The 23,065-nt window shown below is 69.9% G+C and carries 21 protein-coding genes and 1 riboswitch; of the genes, 12 read left to right on the plus strand and 9 right to left on the minus strand.

Annotated features, from left to right (window positions below; genetic code table 11):
* Window positions 1-69: 69 nt before the first annotated feature.
* The gene (locus tag D457_RS0105655) at window positions 70-732 is read left to right on the plus strand and encodes a response regulator (RefSeq protein ID WP_017579673.1); all 663 of its coding nucleotides are present in this window, start codon (window positions 70-72) and stop codon (window positions 730-732) included.
* A 39-nt stretch (window positions 733-771) separates the two neighbouring features.
* Window positions 772-1,470, plus strand: a complete 699-nt coding sequence (locus D457_RS0105660) for an HD domain-containing protein (protein WP_017579674.1) — start codon at window positions 772-774, stop codon at window positions 1,468-1,470.
* Here the strand turns inward: D457_RS0105660 and D457_RS0105665 are convergent.
* Both D457_RS0105665 and D457_RS0105670 read right to left on the minus strand, forming a co-directional pair.
* Window positions 1,433-1,768, minus strand: a complete 336-nt coding sequence (locus D457_RS0105665; protein ID WP_017579675.1) for a DUF4031 domain-containing protein — start codon at window positions 1,766-1,768, stop codon at window positions 1,433-1,435. The two genes, D457_RS0105660 and D457_RS0105665, sit on opposite strands and share 38 nt — an antisense overlap.
* The gene (locus D457_RS0105670) at window positions 1,765-2,232 is read right to left on the minus strand and encodes an Lrp/AsnC family transcriptional regulator (RefSeq protein WP_017579676.1); all 468 of its coding nucleotides are present in this window, start codon (window positions 2,230-2,232) and stop codon (window positions 1,765-1,767) included. Before D457_RS0105670 ends, D457_RS0105665 begins: the two co-directional genes overlap by 4 nt.
* Before the next feature lie 206 nt (window positions 2,233-2,438).
* On the opposite strand from D457_RS0105670, the gene D457_RS0105675 reads away from it, so the two are divergent.
* The 3 genes from D457_RS0105675 to D457_RS0105685 all read left to right on the plus strand — a co-directional run bounded on the left by D457_RS0105675 (window position 2,439) and on the right by D457_RS0105685 (window position 6,250).
* On the plus strand, window positions 2,439-3,344 hold the full coding sequence (locus D457_RS0105675) for a tryptophan 2,3-dioxygenase (protein ID WP_017579677.1): 906 nt from the start codon (window positions 2,439-2,441) through the stop codon (window positions 3,342-3,344).
* A gap of 105 nt (window positions 3,345-3,449) precedes the next feature.
* Window positions 3,450-4,688 carry a kynureninase gene (gene kynU, locus D457_RS0105680; protein ID WP_017579678.1) on the plus strand — a complete coding sequence of 413 codons (1,239 nt, stop codon included), beginning with the start codon at window positions 3,450-3,452 and terminating at the stop codon, window positions 4,686-4,688.
* A gap of 719 nt (window positions 4,689-5,407) precedes the next feature.
* Window positions 5,408-6,250 carry a hypothetical protein gene (locus D457_RS0105685; RefSeq protein ID WP_026116369.1) on the plus strand — a complete coding sequence of 281 codons (843 nt, stop codon included), beginning with the start codon at window positions 5,408-5,410 and terminating at the stop codon, window positions 6,248-6,250.
* 180 nt (window positions 6,251-6,430) lie between these two features.
* On the opposite strand, the gene D457_RS0105690 is transcribed toward D457_RS0105685, so the two are convergent.
* The 3 genes from D457_RS0105690 to D457_RS0105700 all read right to left on the minus strand — a co-directional run bounded on the left by D457_RS0105690 (window position 6,431) and on the right by D457_RS0105700 (window position 9,962).
* Window positions 6,431-7,816: a dihydrolipoamide acetyltransferase family protein gene (locus D457_RS0105690; RefSeq protein WP_017579680.1), complete on the minus strand. Its 1,386-nt coding sequence runs from the start codon at window positions 7,814-7,816 to the stop codon at window positions 6,431-6,433.
* On the minus strand, window positions 7,813-8,796 hold the full coding sequence (locus D457_RS0105695; RefSeq protein WP_026116370.1) for an alpha-ketoacid dehydrogenase subunit beta: 984 nt from the start codon (window positions 8,794-8,796) through the stop codon (window positions 7,813-7,815). The genes D457_RS0105690 and D457_RS0105695 overlap by 4 nt, the downstream gene beginning before the upstream one ends.
* Before the next feature lie 68 nt (window positions 8,797-8,864).
* A complete protein-coding gene (locus D457_RS0105700) occupies window positions 8,865-9,962 on the minus strand; it encodes a thiamine pyrophosphate-dependent enzyme (protein WP_039830997.1) in 1,098 nt (365 codons plus the stop codon).
* Window positions 9,963-10,095: 133 nt separating this feature from the next.
* Between D457_RS0105700 and D457_RS0105705 the strand changes: the two genes are divergently transcribed.
* The 3 genes from D457_RS0105705 to D457_RS0105715 all read left to right on the plus strand — a co-directional run bounded on the left by D457_RS0105705 (window position 10,096) and on the right by D457_RS0105715 (window position 11,854).
* A complete protein-coding gene (locus D457_RS0105705; RefSeq protein ID WP_017579683.1) occupies window positions 10,096-10,536 on the plus strand; it encodes an Lrp/AsnC family transcriptional regulator in 441 nt (146 codons plus the stop codon).
* A gap of 83 nt (window positions 10,537-10,619) precedes the next feature.
* Complete coding sequence (locus D457_RS0105710; protein ID WP_017579684.1) at window positions 10,620-11,420, plus strand: PhzF family phenazine biosynthesis protein; 801 nt, start codon at window positions 10,620-10,622, stop codon at window positions 11,418-11,420.
* A gap of 11 nt (window positions 11,421-11,431) precedes the next feature.
* Window positions 11,432-11,854: a hypothetical protein gene (locus D457_RS0105715; protein WP_017579685.1), complete on the plus strand. Its 423-nt coding sequence runs from the start codon at window positions 11,432-11,434 to the stop codon at window positions 11,852-11,854.
* 281 nt (window positions 11,855-12,135) lie between these two features.
* On the opposite strand, the gene D457_RS0105720 is transcribed toward D457_RS0105715, so the two are convergent.
* Window positions 12,136-12,624 (minus strand): hypothetical protein, encoded by a 489-nt coding sequence (locus tag D457_RS0105720; RefSeq protein WP_017579686.1) that lies wholly within the window; start codon window positions 12,622-12,624, stop codon window positions 12,136-12,138.
* 551 nt (window positions 12,625-13,175) lie between these two features.
* The gene (locus tag D457_RS0105725) at window positions 13,176-14,417 is read right to left on the minus strand and encodes a glycosyltransferase (protein WP_017579687.1); all 1,242 of its coding nucleotides are present in this window, start codon (window positions 14,415-14,417) and stop codon (window positions 13,176-13,178) included.
* Between the two features lie 267 nt (window positions 14,418-14,684).
* Between D457_RS0105725 and D457_RS35620 the strand changes: the two genes are divergently transcribed.
* From D457_RS35620 to D457_RS0105750, 4 genes are all read left to right on the plus strand, one after another.
* Window positions 14,685-15,146, plus strand: a complete 462-nt coding sequence (locus D457_RS35620; RefSeq protein ID WP_394297031.1) for a TetR/AcrR family transcriptional regulator — start codon at window positions 14,685-14,687, stop codon at window positions 15,144-15,146.
* A gap of 106 nt (window positions 15,147-15,252) precedes the next feature.
* A complete protein-coding gene (locus D457_RS0105740; RefSeq protein WP_017579690.1) occupies window positions 15,253-17,016 on the plus strand; it encodes an ABC-ATPase domain-containing protein in 1,764 nt (587 codons plus the stop codon).
* A 199-nt stretch (window positions 17,017-17,215) separates the two neighbouring features.
* Window positions 17,216-18,139, plus strand: a complete 924-nt coding sequence (locus D457_RS0105745) for a proteasome assembly chaperone family protein (RefSeq protein ID WP_017579691.1) — start codon at window positions 17,216-17,218, stop codon at window positions 18,137-18,139.
* Window positions 18,136-19,275: a quinone-dependent dihydroorotate dehydrogenase gene (locus D457_RS0105750; RefSeq protein ID WP_017579692.1), complete on the plus strand. Its 1,140-nt coding sequence runs from the start codon at window positions 18,136-18,138 to the stop codon at window positions 19,273-19,275. The genes D457_RS0105745 and D457_RS0105750 overlap by 4 nt, the downstream gene beginning before the upstream one ends.
* Window positions 19,276-19,350: 75 nt before the next feature.
* Here D457_RS0105750 and D457_RS0105755 read toward each other — a convergent pair whose 3' ends face one another.
* Window positions 19,351-20,883, minus strand: a complete 1,533-nt coding sequence (locus D457_RS0105755; protein WP_026116371.1) for a polysaccharide deacetylase family protein — start codon at window positions 20,881-20,883, stop codon at window positions 19,351-19,353.
* Between the two features lie 127 nt (window positions 20,884-21,010).
* Window positions 21,011-22,603, minus strand: a complete 1,593-nt coding sequence (locus D457_RS0105760) for a polysaccharide deacetylase family protein (RefSeq protein WP_017579694.1) — start codon at window positions 22,601-22,603, stop codon at window positions 21,011-21,013.
* Between the two features lie 209 nt (window positions 22,604-22,812).
* Window positions 22,813-23,025, plus strand: a riboswitch (cobalamin riboswitch).
* Window positions 23,026-23,065: the final 40 nt, after the last annotated feature.

The raw sequence follows: 23,065 nt of genomic DNA on the forward strand, positions 1-23,065 counted from the left end.
GCAAACCCGACGGGAACGGCGTTGTGGCATGCTTCCCCAGACAATCCGGACAGGAAAGAGGTCACGGTCGTGATCAGGGTGCTGCTCGCCGACGACGAAGCGATGATCCGCGCGGGTGTGCGGGCGATCGTGCAGAGCGATCCGGAGATCGAGGTGGTGGCGGAGGCCGCCGACGGCCGCGAAGCGGTGGAGCTGGTCCTCTCCCACCGCCCCGACGTCGCCCTGCTGGACATCCGGATGCCCCGCATGGACGGGCTCGCCGCCACCGCCGAGCTCCGCAAGGCGGCCCCGGACACCAAGATCATCATCCTCACCACCTTCGGCGAGGACAGCTACATCTCCCAGGCACTCGGCGACGGTGCAAGCGGCTTCCTGCTCAAAGCGGGCGACCCCCGCGAACTCATCTCCGGGGTACACGCGGTCGCCGACGGCGGCGCCTACCTGTCCCCGCAGGTGGCCCGGCAGGTGATCGCGCAGTTCGGCGGCGGCCGGGCGGCGAAGCAGGCCGCCGCCGCGGAACGGGTGGCCGACCTCACCGAACGGGAGCGGGACGTGCTCGCCCTGGTGGGCGCGGGGCTGTCCAACGCCGACATCGCCGAACGCCTCTTCCTGGTGGAGGGCACCGTCAAGAGTTACGTGAGCAGCATCCTCAACCGCCTGGGTATGAGGAACCGCGTGCAGGCCGCGATCCTCGCCTACGAGGCCGGGCTGGTGGAGGGCGCGGACTCCTGACCGGGATTCTCTCCCCTCGCCCTGGGGAAGGGTGGTCACATGACGAGCTTCGAGGACCGGCCGGATCGTTTCTTTCCTCTGCAGGAGGAGGACGCGATCCTGCTCGCCGACTCCTGGAGGCGCCTGGCCGGGGAGGGCTACGAGGCCCGGGCGGCGGGGGAGGAGCTCCTCGGCCGCTGGAGCGAGTCACACCGCCGCTACCACACCGTCTCCCACTTGTGGAGCACTCTGCGGGCCGTGGACGTCCTCCAGGAGGAGGCCCGTGACCCCGACGCGGTCCGGTACGCGGTCTGGTTCCATGACGCCGTCTACGAAGGCCGTCCCGGCCGGGACGAGGACGAGAGCGCGGCCCTGGCCGAGCGCCTGCTCGCGCTCATGGGCAAGGAACCCGGACTGATCGCCGAGGTGGTGCGTCTGGTGGGGGTCACCAAGAACCACCGGCCCGAGCGCTGGGACGCCAACGGCGCGGTGGTCTCCGACGCCGACCTGTCCACACTCGCGGGTCCCGCGGACGAGTACCTGGCCTACACCGCTGCGGTGCGGGCCGAGTACTGGCACATGGCCGACAAGGTGTTCCGGGCCGGACGCCTCCAGGTCCTGCGCTCCCTGCTGGAGGCCCCGCACCTGTTCCACACGCCCTTCGGCCGGGCGCACTGGGAGCCCCGAGCCCGGTCCAACATCCTCGCCGAGGTCGACCGGCTCACACAGGAGGTCCCGGAGGAGCTTCCGCCACCCTGACCGGCGGCGCTTCCCTGATGGCGGGCGGGGCGGGCCGCGGGTGCTTGGGGCGGCGCAGCCCCGACGCGCGCAGCCGACGGACCAGCTCGCGCCCGCTGACATGCTCGGCGCCCAGGTCCAGCGCACGGGCGTGCAGGTGCTCGGGGACGTCGTAGTGGTCCCGTTCGAAGGCGTGCTCGGGGACGCCCAGCTCGCGTGCGAAGGCGTGGAGTTCGTCGAAGGAGCTGTCGCTCGCCAAATGCGCGAAGCTCCAACCGCGCGGGCCCGGCCAGACGGGGCTGTCGATCAGGACGCTCACTGCATCCCCGGTGCGGTCACCGCGCGCCAGGGCACCGGGCTGGACAGGACCATCGTGCTGGAGGGGCGGCCGTGCTCGGCGAGCTGGTCGATGACCTCCTCGAAGTGCTCCATGGAGCGCACCGCGATGAGCAGTATGCAGCAGGCGTCCCCGGTGACCCGGTGCACCTGGAGGATCTCCGGCAGCTCCAGCGAGGACTGCTCGCGCAGCAGGCAGTGGGCGCCGAAGCACTCCATGCGCACCAGAGCGGTGACCGGCAGTCCGGCGGCCGCCGGGTCGACGTGCGCGTGGTAGCCGGTGATCACCCCGCGGTCGGTCAGGCGGCGGACGCGGTCGGCCACGGCGGGGGCCGAGAGGTTCACCCTTCGGGACAGTTCGTTGAAGGACAGCCGCCCGTCCTGTTGGAGCTCCTGGAGGATGCGCTGGTCAACGCTGTCCAGCGGGGTTGCCAGTCGTGAGGTCATACTTTGTGATCCCAAGGCCGATGGTTGTTTCTCGTTATGAATGTTAGGTCAATGACCGACTTGTGTCGTCGACGCCCATTCCGTATCGCGGGAATATGTCCGAGTATGTGAGCTCACGTTCACGACGCCGTGCACGGGGGACTTTTCGACTACGGCGCGGTGCGTGCCACGACCGAAGCCGCGCAGCAAAACGAGGGGTACACCCGATGCTCTCCACCACGTCCGCCCAGCAGTGTCCCTACGCTCCGACCGAGGACGTCGGCGCGGCGGAGGCCCGCGCCAGCAGGGCGGAGAGCAACGGGGGAAAGCCGACCCTGAGCTTCGACAAAAACACCCCCTACGTCGACTACGCCGGGATCGACACCCTTCTGAGTCTGCAGAACCCGCGCACCAAGGAGCCCGCCGAGTCGGCCTTCATCATCGGCACCCAGGTGATGGAGTTGGTGTTCGCGCTGATCCAGCAGCGCTGGGAGCAGGCCCGGGACGCGCTGGAGGTCGACGACGTGCCCGGCGCCGTAGCCTGGTTGCGCAGCGCCTGCAACGCCCAGGACGTGCTCAACAGCACCTGGGGCCTGTTCTCGGACATGACTCCCACCCAGTTCAACCGCTTCCGCGACTCCTTCGGCGAGGCCTCGGGCTTCCAGTCCTACAGCTACCGCAAGTTGGAGTTCCTGCTGGGTCACAAGTCCGCCGCCATGATCCGCCCGCACAAGGCGATGAGCGGGGTCGTCACCGACCTCACCGACCTGATCGAGCGCCCCAGCCTCTACGACGCCGCGCTGCGCCTGCTGCACCGCCGCGGCCTGCCCGTCCCGGACACCAGCGCCGAGCGCGACTGGACCGAGGACTACGAGCCCTCCGCCGAGGTCGAGCGCGCCTGGACCGAGATCTACGCCGACGACCGCCCCGGAAACGAGCTGTACCTGCTGGCCGAGGCGTTGGTGGACGTGGCCGAGCGGGTGACACGATGGCGTCAGCTCCACCTGGTCGCGGTCAAGCGCACGATGGGTGGCAAGCCGGGAAGCGGTGGCTCCAACGGCCTCAACTGGCTGGCCCGCAACGCCGAGAAGGACGTCTTCCCGGAGCTGTGGTCTCTGCGCAGCACCATCTAGAGACACCGCGCAGCGCCCTCCGGGCACACCGCATCCAGGAACATCGCGATGCCGAACAGTCACCACACACCTCACAGCACAGCCTTCGCAAGGAAGCAGGACCCGATGACGCCCACCACCCGTGAGGAGTGCGCCGCCCTGGACGCGGCCGACCCCCTCGCCGCCCTCCGCGAGGAGTTCGTCCTCCCTGAGGGCGTGATCTACCTGGACGGCAACTCGCTGGGCGCGCTGCCCCGCTCCACCCCCGCCCGGGTCGCCGACATGATCGAGCGCGAGTGGGGCCAGGACCTCATCCGCAGCTGGAACGACGCCGGCTGGTGGGACAAGCCGCGCACCCTGGGTGCCAAGGTCGCGCCCCTGGTCGGGGCAGACGCGGACGAGGTGATCGTCGGTGACGGTGCCTCCGCCAACCTGTTCAAGTGCCTGGTCACGGCGCTGCGCCTGTCCGACCGCTCCGTGGTGTTGGGCGAGGCGGGCAACTTCCCGACCGACCTGTACGTCACCGAGGGCGCGGTCGGCCTGGCAGGTGCGCAGCAGCGCCGGATCGACCCGGACGGCCCCGAGCTGGCCGGGGCCCTGGCCCGTGAAGACGTCGCTGTCCTGCTGCTCAGCCACGTGGACTACCGCAGCGGGGTGCTGCGTGATATGGCCGGGATCACCCGCCTGGCGCACGAGCACGGCACCCTGGTGATCTGGGACCTATGCCACAGTGTGGGCGCGGTGCCCATCGAGCTGTCCGGCAACGACGTGGACTTCGCGGTGGGGTGCACTTACAAGTACCTCAACGCCGGTCCGGGTGCCCCCGCGTTCCTGTACGCGGCCCGCCGCCACCACGCTGCCGCCGACCAGCCGCTCAGCGGTTGGCACGGGCACGCCCGCCCCTTCGACTTTACGCCTGACTACGAACCCGCTCCGGGGGTCTCGCGCTTCCTGAGCGGATCGCAACCGCTGGTGGCCGACGCGGCCCTGGAGGCCGGACTGGACGTGTGGGCCAAGGCCGACCTGGCGCACGTGCGGACCAAGAGCCTGGCCATGACCGACCTGTTCCTGGCCAAGGCGGCCTCGGTGGGCCTGGCCTCGATCACCCCGGCCGAACACGAGCGGCGCGGCAGCCAGGTCGCCCTCATCCAGCCGGAGGAGGGTGCCGGTTACCCGATCGTGCAGGCGCTGATCGAGCGCGGGGTGATCGGTGACTTCCGTGCCCCGGACGTCATGCGCTTTGGGTTCACCCCGCTCTACCTGCGCTACGTGGACGTCTACGACGCCGCCACCGCGCTCGTCGAGGTCGTGGAGTCCGGCGAGTGGCGTGCCGAACGCTTCAACCGCAGGTCACAGGTGACCTGATCCGCGAGCACTCCCCGGTCGGGCAACCTACCGGGGAGTTCTTTGTACCGGCTGGGTCTTGGGCGCCCTGCCGTGACCCCGGCCAAGACCACGCTTACGTGGCCTTTACCACGAAAGCCCTTCGCGCGGCTTCCCCGCCCTACCCCTGACCCGCTCCGGAATAGGCCCGGTCCCGTGACCTTCCGGTGCGTATGTGGCCCCCTGTCCGCTTCCGGCTCGTCCCGCGGACACGTGTACCGGTTTATGACGAGGGCCACGCGCGGGCCTGTCCGCCGTCCTCGGACAGGCCCGCGAACCCCTGCTGACAGGGGTTTTTCGTGTTTTCAGGGCAGGTTTCGGGCTGCGTCATTTTGTATTTGTGTAAACACGCACTGTCATTTTACTCGGAATCCTTCGGTACTTTGCCAAAGCCTGGGTTAGTGTCCTTCGTGACCGGCTCGTTATGAACCTTTAACGCATCGGTGCCGAGCCCTTGACCGGCCTGCGGGTCGGAAGGGAATCGAGACCTTATTTCTCTCGGGAACGAGCAGCGCGAATCCACGCGCAGCTGTCCGGCGGAGCCGATCCGGCCCCCCGTTCCCACCCCGCCACTCGCCGCCAGCGACGCGGGACGCCCCATGGCATGACACCAGCCCGGAGTGCAGACCTGTGCACCCGTGTGCCCTGACGAGTCATGCCCCGGTCTTCTCGGCCTCTGACGTCAACCTGGCTAATACTTCATGAGCAACGAAACTCCCATTCAGTACGGCGAAATGACCGCGACCTATTTCTGGGACGACGGTTCCGGCATCAACGGTGACACCGGGCTGCCCGCCAGTGGTGAACCCATGCAGAAGGGGCTCTTCTCCAGCCCCAGCTGGCCGTTGGGCACCGAGGGATTCATCGTCCACGAGGGCGAGGAGTACGAGTTCTTCATCGGCGACCGCGGTCCCGGTGTCCCCTCCCACGACTGCGACGTCCTTCTCGACATCGACGGCAAGACTTTCGCCGACATGATGGGCGAGACCTTCGACGACCAGACCCTCGTGGTCAGCGGCGGCAACGGCCACGCCGAGGTCGAGTACTTCATCACCAAGTGGGGCGACGGCCACGGGGACGAGGGCACGCCCTACCCGTTCCAGCAGCCCGAGAACAAGTGTGAGAACGCCGTCTCCGAGATCCCCGCGGAGTACCTGCCGCAGGAGGAAGAGGAAGAGGAGGCCGAGGAGGAAGAGGCCGCCGAGAACGCCTCCGAAGAGACCTCCGAGGACGCCGAGGAGCAGCAGGACGACGCTCCCGCCGCCGAGGAACAGGACGACTCCGACACCGGCGTCACCGCCGAGACCGCGACCAACGACCTGTCCGGCTTCGGCCTGATGGGCGCCGAGGGCACCCCCTCCGCCGCCGGTCTGCTCACCCTGGCGATCATCCCCGCGATCCTGATCGCGCTGTTCTTCGCCTGGACCCGTCGCCCCGCCGGCGCCCACGCCGGTGCCGACGACGACAGCGGCAAGGGCCTGATGGCCGAGAGCGACGGCCGCCACGGCATCGCCTCGTTCTTCGACAAGCTGCGCGGCAAGTAACTCCGACAGCACCAAGAACCACCCCCGGGCCCACCTCAGGTCATCCGTGACCTCGGGAGTCCGACATGCCAGGTGTTCCTCCTGGCGGGGGGAACAAAGGAGACTTCCGGAGGGAACGGACCCTCGGAGAGTGGGTAGGGCCAGGGGCCGCGATCGACGATCGCGGCCCCTGAGCCGTGGTCAGAGATCCCCGAGTAACAGCTGAGGGCGTTCCACGCAGTCGGCGACCCAGCGCAGGAAGCCGCCCGCGACGCCGCCGTCGCAGACGCGGTGGTCGAAGGTCAGTGTGAGTTCCGTGACTGCACGGGGCACCACGTCGTCGCCGATCACCCACGGGCGGCGCAGGATGCGACCCATCCCCAGGATCGCCACCTCCGGGTGGTTGATGATCGCCGCCGAGCCGTCCACCCCGAACACCCCGTAGTTGTTCACCGTGAAGGTTCCGCCGTCCAGGTCAGCGGGGGCGAGCTCACCGGCACGAGCGGCTCCGGCGCGCTCGCCCAGCCGGGCGGAGAGTTCTCGCGTGGTGAGCGTGTGGGCGTCGCGGACCACCGGGACCACTAGGCCGCGCGGGGTCTGCGCGGCGAACCCCAGGTGCACGGCGTCGTGGCGGACGATCTCCTGACGTGCGGGGTCGAAGTGCGCGTTCAGTTCCGGGAATCGAGCCAGGCCCATCAGCGCGAACCGCGCCACCAGCCCCAGTACTCCCACAGGCCGGTCCGGTGCGGCCTCGTTGAGCTCCCGGCGCAGCTCCAGCATCCCGGTGGCGTCGGCGTCCACCCACACGGTCGCCTCGGGGATCTCACGGCGGGACCGGGACAGGCGTTCGGCCATCACCCGGTGCGCTCCGCGCAACGGGATGCGACGGGTTCCGGGAGCGTCGGCGGGCTCCGGCGCGGCCGAGGCTCCAAGCGAGGCCTCGACGTCGCCGCGCATGATCAATCCGCCCGCACCGCTGCCGCGCAGCGCGGTGACATCGATTCCGTTCTCTCGGGCCAACCGCCGAACCAGGGGAGAGATCACCCTGGTCACCGAGGAGGCCGGGGGAGTGGTGGAGGTTGTGGGCGGGCCGCCGGTCGCCGTTGACTCGGCTGGCCCGCCCGCCCCGTGGACACGGCGGCGCGAGGGCCGCGTGCCCTGTCCCGTGCCGTAACCCACCAGGACCGCGCCCGAACCCGCGTCTTTGTCGGCGGCGCCGTTGCCGCCCGCAGGGTCGGAACCGTCCCGTGTGTTCGGCACGGTGGTCTGTGTCGTGCTGCCTGTGCTGCTGTTGGTTGTACCGCTTGGTCCGGCAGCGGTTCGAGTATCAACGGTGATCAGGGGTGCGCCGACCGCGACCACCTCGCCCACCGCCCCGTGGAGTTCGGTGACGGTCCCACCGTAGGGGGAGGGGAGCTCCACCGTCGCCTTCGCGGTCTCCACTTCGGCCACCGGTTGGTCGACGGAGATACAGTCCCCTGCCGTGACCAGCCAGGACACGATCTCCGCATCGGTCAGCCCCTCACCCAGGTCGGGGAGGGCGAAGGTGGCGGTCCGGCGCTCTTCGGCCTGGCGCTCCTCGTTCACTCGCGCCCCTCCACCCACTCGGACTCCCATTGGAGGCGGTCCACCGCGGCCAGGATCCGGTCCACCCCGGGCAGGTGGTGCTCCTCCAGCTTCGGTGGCGGATACGGGATGTCCAGCCCGCCGACCCGTAGCACCGGGGCCTCCAGGTAGTGGAAGCACTGCTCGGTCAGGCGCGCGGCCACCTCGGCGCCGTAACCGCCGAAGACCGAGGCCTCGTGCACCACCACCGCACGTCCGGTCCGGCGGACCGAGGCGGCCACCGTGGCGTCGTCGAACGGAGCCAGTTGGCGCAGGTCCACGACCTCGATGTCCCGCCCCTCCGAAGCGGCCTGCTCGGCGGCCTCCAGAGCGGTCTCCACCATCGGACCGTAGGCGATGAGGGTCACGTCCGTACCCGGTCGGCGCACTATGGAGCGTTCCATCGGCTCCGTACGCACCGGCAGGTTCACCGTCTGCCGGGACCAGTAGCGCCGCTTGGGTTCCAGGAACACCACCGGGTCGTCGCCGGCGATCGCCTCGCGCAGCATGGAGTAGGCGTCCGCGGGGGTGCCGGGCGTGACCACGCGTAGCCCTGGGGTGTGCGTGTAGTAGGCCTCGGAGGAGTCGCTGTGGTGCTCGACCCCGCCGATCCCACCGCCGTAGGGCACCCGGATCACCACCGGGAGGGTGACGGCGCCCCGGGTACGGTTGCGCATCTTGGCCAGGTGCGAGACGACCTGCTCGAAGGCGGGGTAGGCGAAGGCGTCGAACTGCATTTCCACCACGGGCCGTAGCCCGTACATGGCCATGCCGATGGCGGTGCCCACGATCCCGGACTCCGCCAGCGGTGAGTCGAAGCACCGTTCCTCACCGAAAGTCGAGGTCAGACCGTCCGTGACCCGGAAGACCCCGCCCAGCGGGCCGACGTCCTCCCCGTAGACCACCACGTCGGGGTCCTCGGCGACGGCGTCGTGCAGGGCGCGGTTGAGCGCCGCGCCCATGGTGACCTCGGCCGTCTCGGTGGTGTCGGTGCCGGAGGCGGTGGGTTTGGAGGTGCGTGTGCGCGCCATCAGACCCCCTTCAATTCCTCCGCCAGCCCCCGCCGTTGCTGTTCCAGAGCCGGGGGGACGGCGGCGTACACGTCGGTGAACAGGGAGTCCGGGTCGAGTTTGTCCTCCCCTGCCATGCGTTCGCGGACCGCGGTGGCGACCTTCTCGCCATCGCGCTCGTAGATCTCCAGGAGACCGTCGTCCACCACCTGCTCGTTGCGCAGCAAAGCCTCCATACGCGCCAGCGGGTCGCGTTCGGCCCAGTACTCCACCTCGGCGGCGTCCCGGTACCGCTGCGGGGCGTCCGAGTTCGTGTGCGGGTCGATGCGGTAGGTGAGCGCCTCGACGATCGCGGGGCCGCCGCCGTCGCGGGCCTCGGCCAGGGCGTGTTTGACCACCGTGTGCACCGCGGCGGCGTCGTTACCGTCCACGTTGTACCCGCGCATGCCGTAGCCGACGGCCTTGTGCGCGAGGGTGGGCGCCGCGCTCTGCCGGTGGACCGGGACGCTGATCGCCCAGTGGTTGTTCTGGATGAGGAAGACCACCGGGGTGTTCCACACGGCGGCGAAGTTGTACGCCTCGTGTGCGTCGCCCTCACTGGTGGCGCCGTCGCCCATGAGCACCAGGGCGGCCACGTCGCGGCCCTTGCGGCGGGCGGCGTAGGTCAGGCCCACCGCGTGCGAGGCGTTCGTGGCCAACGGCGTGCACTGGGGTGCGCAGCGGTACTGGTGCGGGTTGTAGCCCGAGTGCCAGTCGCCGCGGAAGAGCGTGAGCGTCTCCACCGGGTCCACGCCGTGCGTGACCATGGCGACGCTGTCGCGGTAACTGGGGAAGAGCCAGTCCCGTTCCGACAGCGCCAGCACCCCGCCGACCTGGGAGGCCTCCTGCCCCATGGAGGAGGGGTAGACCGCGAGGCGCCCCTGTCGGGCGAGGGTGCTGGCCTGCTGGTTGAAGCGTCGTCCGATGACCATGGCCCGGTGGAGCTCGGCGAGGACTGCCGGGTCGGGAGCGGTGAACGAGGAGTGTTCGTGACGTCGGCCGTGCCGGTCCACCAGTCGCACCGGTTCCTGGGATGGGAGAGGAGGAACCGGACGAGATCGCTCATCGGTGTACTTCATGTCTTGAATATGAGCTGAATCACCCCATATTGTCGATGGGCCCAGGGCGATACTGGACGAACTGCTCGGTAGGGCGTCTTCAATCGCAAATCATCTAACTTGTCCACCATGCGGACGGTATGAGGTAAGACACATGGCCGTGCAGCTGGACGACACCGACCGTCGGATCATCGCCCTCCTGCGCGACGACGGCCGCATGTCGATCCGTGCCGTCGCCGAACGCGCGCACATCTCCCGGGCCAACGCCTACTCCCGTCTCGAACGCCTGCGTGACGAGGGTGTGATCAGGGGTTTCACCGCCGTCATCGACCCCGAGAAGTACGGCACCGCGCTTTCGGCCTACGTCTCCGTGCGGATCGAACAGCATTCCTGGGAGAGGTTCCGTGGGTACCTGCGCGACATCCCCGAGGTCGACCACGCGGCCTTGGTCTCCGGCGACGTGGACCTGCTGCTCCTGGTCCGGGTGGCCGACGCCGCGGCCCTGCGCACCTTCGTCCTGGAACGGCTCCAGCGCCTGCCCGAGGTGAAGAGCACTCAGACCATGTTCATTCTGGACGAGCCTCACCTGCAGTAGGGGTGGCAGTAGGGGTGGCAGTAGGGTCCACTTCACCCAAAACTGGCCCTTGGTCACCCCAGTCCACTTGGCAGAATGGGCCCATGCCCGAGTACCGCGTCGTCGACGCCTTCACCGCCGAGCCCCTGTCCGGCAACCCCGCCGCCGTCCTCGTCCTGGACGACACCTACCCCGAGGCCTGGGCGCAGGGGGTCGCCGCGGAGTTCAACCTCTCCGAGACCGCCTTCGCCCGCCGGATCGAGGGCCCGGACGCGGACTTCGAACTGCGTTGGTTCACCCCGAGGGTCGAGGTGGACCTGTGCGGGCACGCCACCCTGGCCACCGCGCACGCCCTCACCGAGCTCGGGGTCCAGGGGCCGATCCGCTTCAGCACCCGCAGTGGGATCCTCACCGTGGAGCGCAGGGACGGCAGGCTTTGGATGGACTTCCCGGCCCGCCCTGCAAGCGAGGCCGAGGAACCCGAAGGGCTGGCTGAGGCCCTCGGCGCCCGTCCCCTGTGGGTCGGCCGCGGCGGTACGAACGATCTGCTCGTCGAGCTCGCGGACGAGGCCACCGTTCGCTCCCTTGACCCCGATCAGGCCGGACTGGCCCGGATCCCGGCTCGCGGCGTTATCGTCACCGCGCGTGGAGACAAGGGGGCAGAGGACGGCCCCGACATCGTCTCCCGGTTCTTCGCGCCCAACGTCGGTGTCCCCGAGGATCCGGTGACGGGCAGCGCGCACACCGTCATCGCCCCGTTCTGGGCCGAGCGCCTGGGCCGCACCGACTTCCTCGCCCACCAGGCCTCCCCACGCGGCGGTGACCTGCACCTCCAGCTGACCGGCGACCGCGTCCTCATCGGTGGCGACGCTGTGACCGTCGCCACCGGAAACCTGAACCTCTAGAAGGGATCCCCATGGAGCAGTGGGCCACGAAGGAAGAGATCAACGCCGCCCGCGAGCGGCTGGAATCAGGGCACACCGGCTATCAGCGCCCGGTGGCCTACGCGGTGGGGGTGTACCGCGACGGAGAGACGGCCTTCGGACTGACCAACGTCGGTACGAGTCCTCTGCCCGCGATCGTCCTGGCGATCGAGTGCGGCCACACCTGCGGCACGGCCACCTACGAACTCACCCCGGCCCGCCTCGCCTCGGCCATGGACGCCCTCGCACCGGCCGAAGCCTGCGTGGAGCTCAAGCACCCCAACCTCGTCGAGTGGAAGCGGCTGGCGGCGGAGCTCGAGGACAAGGGCGGCCAGCCGGTGGCCGTGTTCGTCGGGGACCTGTCCGACAGCCCGGTGGACCAGCACGACCGGGCGTTCCGGGCGGCTATCGCCTGATTCGCATCACTCGCGCGTAAGCGTATTCCCTCGGTTTCTCGGTTTTCCCCGTACGGCCTGCCCCGGTCCGGTAAGAATGGTTCCACGACACCCCCCACCCCCTCCGAGGAGGTGTCGGGACACGGCCTGACCGGGGCGCCCCTTGTTTCCGGACGGGCCGAGTCCGCCCCGCCGGTCGGCGTAGGCCCCCTCCTGCCTGACCGACGTCCTCTGGAGGTCGGGCCGCGAACCCCGTACCCGGCCCGGCCCCAGAGGCCCGGGCGTACAGGGCACGAGCGCTCTCAGAGGATCTCCGCACCCGGGTTGCGCAGTATCAGGGGAAACAGCGCCTCGATCTCGGCAACGCTCATCCGGTTGATGCGGTCCTTCGCCGCCTGCGCCTGACCAGTGCTCGGCAGGTCGCCGGACAACAGCTTCGGCAGGAAGAGCCGCCGGACCAGCACTTCCTTTTCGGAGATCCCCTGCGGGCGGCGCACCACCGAGACGCTCACCCGAACCGCGTGCTCGTTCCCCGGCCTGGCGCCCGGCCGGTCCGTCTCCACCGCCGCATACCTGAACCCGTTCGCCAGGTCGCAGGCACCGCATCCCACCGGTCCGCGACTCAGCGGCCCACCGCACTCCCAACACACCACCCGGTCCAGCGCCGCGTCCACGACCCGCCAGTCGTGGCTGTCCGGCTCCTCGACGACCAACTCGGCCACCTCGGGCTCGTCCGCCAGCGCCTGCCGTGCGAGGAACGCGCCCCACTCCGCTTCCAGGATCGCGTCCACCAGTGCCCGGCACCGCGCACAGTCCGGCGCCCCGCTGTACTCGGGCCCCACACACCCAGAACAGGCCCGCAGGGGATCACCCATACTCGGCCGCACCGGCCTCACCTCCGAATCCCCATTCAAGCTCCCCGGCACGGCCCGCCTCCACCCGTTTTCCGAGCCCCGACAACCCGGCGCAGGACACCCGCCTCAGAGCCAGGGCAGTTATCCACAGGGCGGGGAGGTGCGGCGTGTGGTGGATCGGGGTGAGTCCGCATTCTCGATACATGGGGAAGCTTCGTTCCCGCCCGCTTCGGCATGCCCGAAAGCAAACAGCAGCGAGGCCCCTGTCCTCCCCCAAGGCAGGCAACGCCCCGCATGACGCGGCTGGTCAAGCGTGCCACCGGAACAGCGGCAGCGAAGGTGCCGGGCTCCCCCCGGACTCCGCGTTTTGTGTGCGTTTGCCCCGTTTCCCGCCGCTCGGCGCAGGGCTGGGGAACCTGGCGTCCTCGCTGTTGTTTGTCCGTCGACCGGCAGTATTCGGGACGCTTGGTCGGGGTTGTGGCACGGGGTCAGGAGGGGGCGATCAGGGAGTGGATGTGGTCGGCGGCGTTCCTTGCTCCGTCGATGTCGGCGAGGCGTTTTTGGAGTTCGACGGCGCGGGTGCGGAGCAGGGGGTCGTGGAGGAGCGTCTCCAGGGCGCGGCGCAGGCGTTCCCCCTGGGCCTGGTTGGGGGAGAGCCCCACCGCGTTGCCGAATGCGGCGCAGTCGGCGACGTTCCAGCGCTGCTCCAGTTGGAGGCCGATGCCGAGGAAGGGCTTGCCTGAGGCCACGGCGGTCTGGACGGTGCCCTCGCCGCCGTGGATGACGGAGGCGTCGATGAGGTCGCCGAGTTTGTGCGCGGGCAGGAGGTCGAACACGTGCACGTGGGGGCCCAGCTGATCCCCGGGCTCCAGATATCGGGCGACCGGGGCGATCACAGTGACGGGCAGCCGGGAGAGTTCGTGCAGCACGCGCAGGACGATCTCCCGGTTGGCGGAGCTGCCCATCGCGCAGTAGACCACCTGTCGGTCCGCCTTCCTAGCCTTCTTGACCAGGCGGAACACCGTGGCCGGAATCTCCTGGTCCAGGCGGGCGTAGACCGGCCCCACCCAGCGGTAGTTCGGCGGGAGCCGATAGGGCCGCAGGTAACCGGAGATCGAGGCGACCAGGTTGAGGTCGCCGTCCAGGGCCTCGACGGTCCGACGGGGCAGCACCACCCCGTACTCGCGGGCGACCCTGGCGAAGCCGCGCGGTTTGAACGTGGTGTACCGGGCGGCCTCGCGCAACAGCAGCGCCGCCCCGGTGTTGACCACTCCGCTCAGGCAGCCGGCCCTCTTGAACAGCGGGATGGAACGCGCCTGGCGCAGGTGCGGCCATGAGTAGGCGAACGGTTTCACATAGACCAGTGGAACCCCGCTGACCCGCGCGCTGATCAGTTGGCTGAGCGTGGTGCCGATGACGGTCGCCGCCGGGCGCAGCAGGGTATTGAGTTCGAGCTCGCTCTCCACCCGGGCCCGCACGAGCTCCTCGGTGAACGGGTGGCTCACGCTCCGCCCCTGGTCGAAGCGGATCAGCTGATCGGCCTGGGCGTCGGTGAGCTCCGGAAAGAGCGGGTGGTACTCGAACCCCGCCTCCTCGACCAGTCCCGCGTACCGCTCCGAATACCCGGCGAACACGCACTCGTGTCGGTTCCTCAGCTGTCGGGCGACCTCGATCGCGCGCGTGGTCTCGGCGAGGTTGAACGTCTCCGGGGCGAACAGGACCGTGCTCATGAGCGGACTCCTCGACAGAGGGGGCTCTCCGAAACGTAGTGCCCCGAGGACGCCCCGGGCAAAGGACTTTCCCGGCGGGCCGCTGAATGTCGTACGTCACCCGCCCTTGCGCTGGGGGCTCCCCCGGGAAGAGGAGGCCGGTTCCGTTAGGGCCACAGCAGGACTGGAGGAGGAGACCTGAACCAGACGGACGGCCGCCGCGCCAAGGGCGAACTGCGCCGCAAACCCCTGATCGAGGCCACCCTGCGCGTCATCGAACGCGACGGGGTGGCCGGGGTCAGCCACCGTACGGTCTCCCAGGAGGCGGGCCTGCCCACCTCCGCCACCACGGACTACTTCACCGGGCTCGGCGACCTGCTGACCGCCGCCCTGACCAGGGTGATGGACGAGGACTCCGAGCGGATGCGCCGCCTGTCCGGCGGCGGTGACCGCCGCCGCGACCTCGCCGAGCTCCTGGCCAGGGTCGCGGCCGAACCGGGCCGCCTGCTCGCCGAGTATGAACTCTTCCTCCTCGCCGTGCGCCGCCCCCACCTGCGCGAGTCCACGGACGCCTGGCTCGCCGCCGTGGGGGCGTTCGCGCGCTGTTACACCGACGACCCGGTCCGCGCGCGTGGTGACCGCGGTGATCGACGGCGTCCTGCTCCACACCCTGCTGGGGGAGACCAAGCCGAGCGCCGACGAGTTCGAGGCCATTCTCACCGACGTCCTTCCCGAAGCTCCTGCCCCTGACCCGTGCTGAACTGGGGAGACACACTCGTCCACAGGGCCTGAGCGGGATTCGCGCAGAAGTCCTAACCTGGGCGTGCAGTGACGTTCAAACGATTCGGGGGTATCGATGACGGGGCAGCGGGGGAACGGTGGCCAGGGACGCCGTTACGGCGGCGGGGGCCGGGGCGCTGGTGGCGGCCGCAGGCCCGAGCCCGAACCCATCCGCGGCAAACGCGACGAGGCGCACCTGTCCGAGGAGCTCCTGAAGATGCACGGCGCCTCCTACGGGCGTTACAAGGCGCTCAAGGGCGACTGGGATTTCGGCGACTTCACCCTCACCGTGCAGCGGGTCCAGGCCGACCCCTTCGCCCCGCCCTCGCGCATCCGCCTCCTGCGGCCGGACGCCGGGATCCCGGACAGCGCTTACGCGGACCCTGTCCGGCGCCGGGCGACCGCCGACTACCTGGGCCGACGCGCCCGGCGGCTGCTCAAGGGTTCCCTGCTCAAGATCGACACCGGCGGCCAGGAGGTTATCGCCCGCTCCTCCTGCCAGGTCACCGAGGAGGGGGCGCTGGACCTGCGGATCGGGCTGGACCTGCCCGGGCAGGGTCGCCGGATCGACGGCCGCACCGCCGAGCGGGAGCTGTGCCGTACCGTCCCCGAGCTGATCGACGACCTCGACTGGGACGAGATCGACCGGGAGGAGGCCGAGGCCTTCGCCGACAGTGTGGTCGACACTGTCGCGCTGCGCGCGGGCCTGGTCGAGCGGGACCTGGTCGCCTTCGTGGCGGACGGGGCGGTCCTGCCCCGGCGCAGCGGGGTGAGTGACGAGCCCATGGCCGGGCGGGGCGTGGTGCCCTTCGCCTCCCCGGAGAGCCTGCGGGTGAGCGTCGACCTGCCGCACCAGGGCACGGTCACCGGTATGGGAGTGCCCGAGGGCATCACCCTCATTGTCGGCGGTGGCTTCCACGGCAAGTCCACCCTGCTGCACGCCCTGGAACGGGGGGTGTACGACCACGTGCCCGGCGACGGCCGTGAACTCGTGGTGACCAGGCAGGACGCGGTCAAGATCCGTGCTGAGGAGGGTAGGGGCGTGGAGCGCGTCGACGTCAGCCCTTTCGTGCGCAACCTCCCCACCGGGGCCGATACCAGCGACTTCCGTACCGAGAACGCCTCCGGTTCCACCTCGCAGGCGGCCAACATCTGTGAGGCGGTGGAGGCCGGGGCGCGCACCCTGCTGGTGGACGAGGACTCCACCGCCACCAACCTGATGATCCGCGACGAGCGCATGCAGGCCCTGGTGCACGGCGACCGGGAGCCACTGGTGCCGTTCGTCGACCTGGTGCGCCCCCTGCACCGCGAGCAACGGGTCTCCACGGTCCTGGTGATGGGCGGCAGCGGCGACTACTTCGACGTCGCCGACCAGGTGATCATGCTGGACGCCTACCACCCGCACGACGTCACCGAACGCGCCCGGGCCCTGGCACATGAGCGCGAGGACGCCGAGTTCACCCTGCCCAGGGCCCGCGTGATCGATCCCCGCTCGGTGGACGAGAACACCGCCAAGGGGCGCAGCAGGCTCAAACGCCGCGACATGGACGTGCTGGTCTTCGGCGAGAGCGACATCGACGTCCGCTCGGTGGAGCAGTTCGTGGACCCGGGGCAGATCACCGGGGCCGGGTTGGCCCTGCGTGCGCTGGTCCGGGGGCGGCACCTCGACGGGACCCGGACCCTGGCTGAGGCGCTGGACTCTCTGGAGGAGGCGCTGGACGAGAAGGGGGTGACCCTCTTCGGCGGGGACTTCGGCGGGGACTACGCCCTGCCTCGCAGGCACGAGATCGCCGCCACCCTCAACCGCCTGCGCTCCCTCACCGTCATGAGCCAGCGCTGAGGACCACTGACGTACGCGACAGCGATGTGGCCGTGCTCACCTCCGGGGCCGGGGGTCCGGTCCCACCCGTGCCGGGTCGGTATTGTGGAAAAGCAGGGCACAGCGACCCCGTCGAGGGGCATATCGGGCCTTTCCGGCAGTCCGGAGCGGGTGTGTCGCGCCCCCTGCGACCCCGACCAGTTTTGGAGACGAGAACCCGGTGCGTGACCCCGCAGATCTGTACGAACTCCACCCAGGCTTCGACGACGTCGCCGGACTGGTGATGCTCGTCTGTCTGGACGGCTTCGTCGACGCCGGAAACGCAGGCCGCCAGATGGCTGAGACGTTGTTCGAACGGTTCACCGTCGAGGAGATCGCGACCTTCGACACCGATCGCCTGGTGGACTACCGCGACCGCAGGCCGCCGATGACCTTCGTCGAGAACACCTGGACCGAGTACACCCCGCCCAAGCTGGCCCTGTACCGGATGCACGACGACGAGGGCAGTCCCTTCCTCCTCCTGCACGGCCCGGAGCCGGACCGCGAGTGGGAGGCCTTCGTTGCGGCGGCCACGAGCCTGGTCGAGCGCTTCTCCGTCTCGCTGTCCATCAGCGCCAACGGCATCCCCATGGCGGTCCCGCATACTCGGCCGGTCACGGTCACGCCGCACTCCACCCGGCCCGAGTTGGTCGCGGGGCACACCCCATGGATCGGCCGGGTCGAGGTGCCCGGGAGCGCGGTCTCGCTGCTGGAGTTCCGCCTGGGCGAGAGCGGTCACGACTTCCTCGGCTACGCCATCCACGTGCCTAGCTACCTGGGCCAGTCCACCTACCCGCGGGCGGCTATCGCCGCCGTGGAGTACGTGGCCGGGGCGACCGGCCTGGCCGTGGCTACGGAGAAGATGGAGGAGATCGCCGCCGCCACGGACGTGGAGATTGCCGAGCAGGTCGCGGCCTCCGAGGAGATCCAGCGCGTGGTCGCCAACCTGGAACGTCAGTACGACGACATCATGTCCTCGCGCTCGGAGGAGGGCGGCGGCCCCGCCCCGCTGTCCGACGACGCCGCGGGCCTGCCCACCGCCGACGAGCTCGGCGCGGAACTCGAACGCTTTCTCGCCGAACGCGAGGGAGACGGAAACGGATGACCGTGTTCTACCAAGTCCTCTTCAGCTCGGTCCTGCGCCACATGGACGCGGAGAAGGTCCACAAGCTGAGCTTCGCCGCCCTGCGCGGCGTGACCGCCGTACCCGGTGTGGCCGAGACCATGGAGCGGGTCCTGGGACCGAGTGAGCCCGAGCTCACCGTGCAGGCCCTGGGCCGAGAGTTCCCCGGCCCGCTGGGCATGGCCGCCGGTTTCGACAAGAACGCTGAGAGCCCGCGCGGTCTGGCCGCCCTGGGCTTCGGCTACGTGGAGGTGGGTACCGTCACCGCCCACCCCCAGCCCGGAAACCCCAAGCCGCGCCTGTTCCGGCTGGTGGCCGACCGCGCCATCGTCAACCGGATGGGCTTCAACAACGAGGGTTCGGCGCTGGTCGCCGAACGCCTGCACCACCAGCGCAAGGGCCCGCTGGTGGGGATCAACATCGGCAAGACCAAGGTGACCCCCGAGGCCGAGGCGCCCGCCGACTACGCGCTCAGCGCCCTGCGGCTGGCACCCTACGCCGACTACATGGTCATCAACGTCAGCTCGCCCAACACCCCGGGCCTGCGCAACCTCCAGGGAGTGGAGCAGCTGCTGCCGCTGGTCACCGCGGTCCGCGAGTCCCTCGCCGAGGCGGGCCGCCCCGAGCTGCCGCTACTGGTGAAGATCGCCCCGGACCTGGCCGACGAGGACGTGGACGCCGTCGCCGACCTCGCGCTGGCCGAGGGCCTGGACGGGATCATCGCCACCAACACCACGATCTCCCGCGCCGGGCTGGACACCCCCGATGTCGAGGTCGAGGAGGCCGGTGCCGGCGGCCTGTCGGGCGCCCCGCTCAAGGAGCGTTCGCTGGAGGTCCTGCGCCGTCTGCGCGCCAAGGTGGGTGACCGGGTGACCCTGGTCGCGGTCGGCGGGATCGAGACCCCCGAGGACGCCTGGGCCCGGATCCGCGCCGGCGCCACCCTGGTCCAGGGCTACACCGGACTGATCTACGGCGGTCCGTTGTGGCCGCGCCGGATCCACCGCGGCCTGGCCAGGCTGGTGCGCGCCGCCGGTTACCGGTCGATCCAGGAGGCCGTGGGCTCCGACGCCCCGGCCCCGGCGCTGAAGGTGGTCCAGGAGCCCTCCGAGGCCAGCTAGCCGATCCGGGAACGAGAAGGCGGCCGGTGCGGAGACTTCCCACCGGCCGCCCTTGCGTGTCCAGGTCGCCGCCCCTTACCAGTCGCCGTCCCAGCCGTCCGGGTAGACCCGGCCCGGCTCGGGGCCGCCGAGCGCCTGGGTGGTGGTCACGAACACGTAGTCATCGTCCTTCAGCTGCTCGATGATCTCCGGGACCGCGGCGAGCGTGGCGGGCTGGGGGTCGTGCAGCAGTACCACCGCGCCCGGGTCCATCCGGGAGATGACGTTGTCCACGATCTCGTCAGGACTGATGCTCTCCCAGTCCTGGCTGTCGATCGTCCACGCGATCTCGGCCATCTCCTGGGCCTCGACCTCGTCGTGCACGTCGTCGTTGGTGGCGCCGAACGGCGGCCGGAAGAGGTCCACGGTGTACCCGGTCTGCCTGCGGATCATCGCGCTCACCGCCGCGGTCTGCCGGGACAGCTCGTCGGCCTTCATCCTGTTCATGTGCTCGTGCTCGTCACCGTGACTGGCGATCTCGTGGCCCTCAGCGTAGGCCCGCCGCAGCACGCTCGGCCGGGTCAGGGCCGGGCCGCCGTTGAGGTAGAACGAGGCCGTCACCTCCTCCTCGGCCAGGATGTCCAGCAGGTGCGGGGTGGCCTCGACCGGACCGTCGTCGAAGGTGAGCGCCACGCACTTGGTCTCGCCGTCGTAGCAGTTCACCCCGGGCTCCCCGGCGGTGATCACCCCCGGCACCGGACCGGGGTCCTCCGCGTCCTCGTCCGCCTCAGTCTCGGGTAGTTCCAGGTCGGGCTGGTCCACCATGGCTGCCTCCCGGGCCCGCGTGCCCAGGTCCGACAGCAGCGTCTGGGCCCGCTCGTGCTCGACCACCACGGTCTTGCGTCCGGGCTCGCTGTCCGGGACGTGCCCCTCGACGATCGGTGACAGGTGCCCGTCGCTGAACTCCACGACCAGGTCACCCGCGTCGTTGAAGCCGATCGAGTCGTAGGTCCGCTGCACCGGCCACAGTGCCTCCGGGTCCACCTGCTCGTCGTCGGCCAGCTCCTCGCGCGCGATCGTGTTGAGCTCGGTCAGTTCCTCCTGCCCGGCCAGTAGCTCGGTGGAGTAGGCCGCGGCGCCCGCCCGGGCGTCGTACCAGTAGGTCGAGTAGCCCTCACGCAGACCGTGCATGTCCAGTTCGGTGCGGAGCAGCCGCACACCCAGTACACCGTCCCCGGCGGCGACCAGCTCCCAGCTGATCTCCAGGCTCACCGGGTCGCGGGTCCCGGCCCGGAAGTCCTGGACCTCCTGGTCCACCTGCGCGGCAAGGGCCTCAGAGAACGCCTCGGCCCCCTCGAACTCCGGGTAGGCGACGCTGACCTCCGCCCCCTCCGGCTCGTAGTGGTGGCCGGTGAAGTCCCCGGCGTCCCCGCGCCACTCACCGAAACCGTCCTCGACCTCGTCCACCAGCATGGTGAGCTCTTCGGGGTCGCCCCCGCCCACGATCTCGTTCTCACAGGCGGCCAGGGGCAGGAGCAGCGCCACGGCCACCGCCCCGGACCAGAACGGGTGGCGGCCCGCACACGGCCGGGGAGCGGTTCGGTCCGGTTCGATTCTCCTCGACGACAAAACCCGACTCCCTCGTCCCTAGGGCAGGTGCTCACACGGCTGCTGGGAGCAACATAGGGGACGACGTCCCTGGTCCCGGGGCAGTGTCCACATGTGGACACCGCCCCGGGACGGGAATGTCCCGGGGTTACCCCAAGTCGTCCGAAGCACCTTCCTCGGAGGTCTCCTCCGTGCCTTCCTCTTCTTCTGTCACAGGGGGTTCGGGGACGCCGTCGACGTAGGTTCCGCCGGGCTCCGTGGTGCCCAGCAGTTGCGACACCGTGACCATGGTGTACCCGCGTTCGTCCAGTTCACGGATGATGCCGATGGACGCGTCGATGGTGGTGGAGTGGATGTCGTGCATCAGGATGATGGCGCCGTCGGCCGCGCCGTCCAGCGCGCGCTTACGCACCACGTCGGCCTTGCGGTCCTTCCAGTCGTTGGTGTCCACGCTCCACAGGATCTGCGCCAGCCCGAGCTCCGCGGTGATCTCGGCGACCTTGTCGTTGGTGGCGCCGTAGGGCGGGCGCATCAGATCCATCGTGTAGCCGGTTTCCCGGTACACCAGGGCCTGGGTGGCCTCCATGTTGGCGCGGGCCGCACCTGCCCCGATCTCGGTCAGGTTGGGGTGGCTGAGCGTGTGGTTGGCCAGCTCGTGGCCTTCGGCGTAGGTGCGCCGCAATACCCACGGTTGCTCCATGATCGGGTACCCGGTCACGAAGAAGGTGGCCTTGGCGTCGTGTTCGGCCAGGGCGTCCAGCAGTTCGGGGGTGCGCCCGCCGGGGCCGTCGTCGTAGGTCAGGGCCACGCACTTGGTGTCGGGGTCGGCGCAGTCGACGGAGTCGTCACGCGGGGGCAGCACGCCGGGGGCGGCCGCGCTCGAGCCGTCCTTGTCCGCCTCGGGGGCCCGGTCGATGGTGAACTCGTTGACGCCGGTGGTCGCGGCCTCGCGTACGCGCAGTCCGAATTCGGACAGCAGGGCCTCGGCCTCCTCCCGGGGGATCACCGCGTGGATCCGGCCCGCCGAGGCCGGGGCGACCTGGCCGGAGTCGAACTCCACCACGAGGTCGCCGTCGGGGTTGAAGCCCACGGAGTCGTAGAGGGAGCTGATCGGGTGCAGCGCGGACGGCACGGCGTCGGTGTCCGACACGGCCTCGCGCACCCGGTCGTTGAGTTCGGTGAGCTCGGACTGCCCGGCGATCAGGTGGCTGGAGCCGTGGACCGTACCGTCGCCGGTCTCGTACCAGTAGGTGCTGTGGCCCTCGCGGGTCTCCTCGGAGTCGGTCTCCTCACTGGTCAGCCGGACCCCCACGATCCCCTCCTGCGCGGCGGTCAGCCCCCACTCGCCGACGAACGAACGAGCTCCGGGGTTGGCTGCCTCGAAGGCCTGTACCTGGGCGGTCAGGGTGCGGTCCAGGAAGTCCGACAGCGGGGTGGCGTTGGGGATGACCGGGTAGGCGACGTCGGTGTCACTGTCGCCCTCGAAAGCGATTCTTGCCTCCTCGATCCCGGGGAGGGCGTCGGGGGCGACGGTCGTCAGGCGGTCGGGTTCACCGGTGGCCGGAAGCCGTTCCTCGTCCGCCGCGGACTGCTCGGCGGAACTGTCGGCGCTGGCGCTGTCCGGCAGCAGACCGGGTGGTCGGGCGGCCGACAGCACCAGCCCCAGCAGGACGACCATCGCGATCGCGACCGTGAGGAAGGGCCGGTCGGGGGCCAGGGTCTGAGGGTTCTGCTGCTTCACCTGGGGTTCTCCACGTTCATCGTCAGACGAACGTTCGCGGGGGAGGCGGGGGCGCGCTCTCCCACGTAACGCTGATGTCGGGTGTGATGCCGAGCACACGGCGGAGGTTCGCTTCGTGCGGGCGGGGGCCACGCCGGGTTCAGGGGCGGAGGGGGTGCTCCCTATACTTGCAGGCGTGGAAGGTACACGCTCCACCATTTCGACCCTGGAAGCCCTTCAGGGCGGGAGGTGCGTGTCGAAAGAGGGAACCCGGTGCGAATCCGGGACTGCCCCGCAGCGGTGAGTGGGAACGACTGTCGCCATAAGCACTGGTGATCCGACCGGAAAAGTCGGGAACTGGGAAGCGGTGACCGGTAGGAGACCCGGCGGCCACGCCGGAAGCGCCCACGAGTCCGAAGACCTGCCTCCACCCGGCGGTGCACCCGTGCCGCCGGTGGTCCCGCGCCCCGAGGGAGGGCCGAG

Source organism: Nocardiopsis valliformis DSM 45023, assembly GCF_000340985.1.
GTDB classification, from domain to species: domain Bacteria; phylum Actinomycetota; class Actinomycetes; order Streptosporangiales; family Streptosporangiaceae; genus Nocardiopsis; species Nocardiopsis exhalans.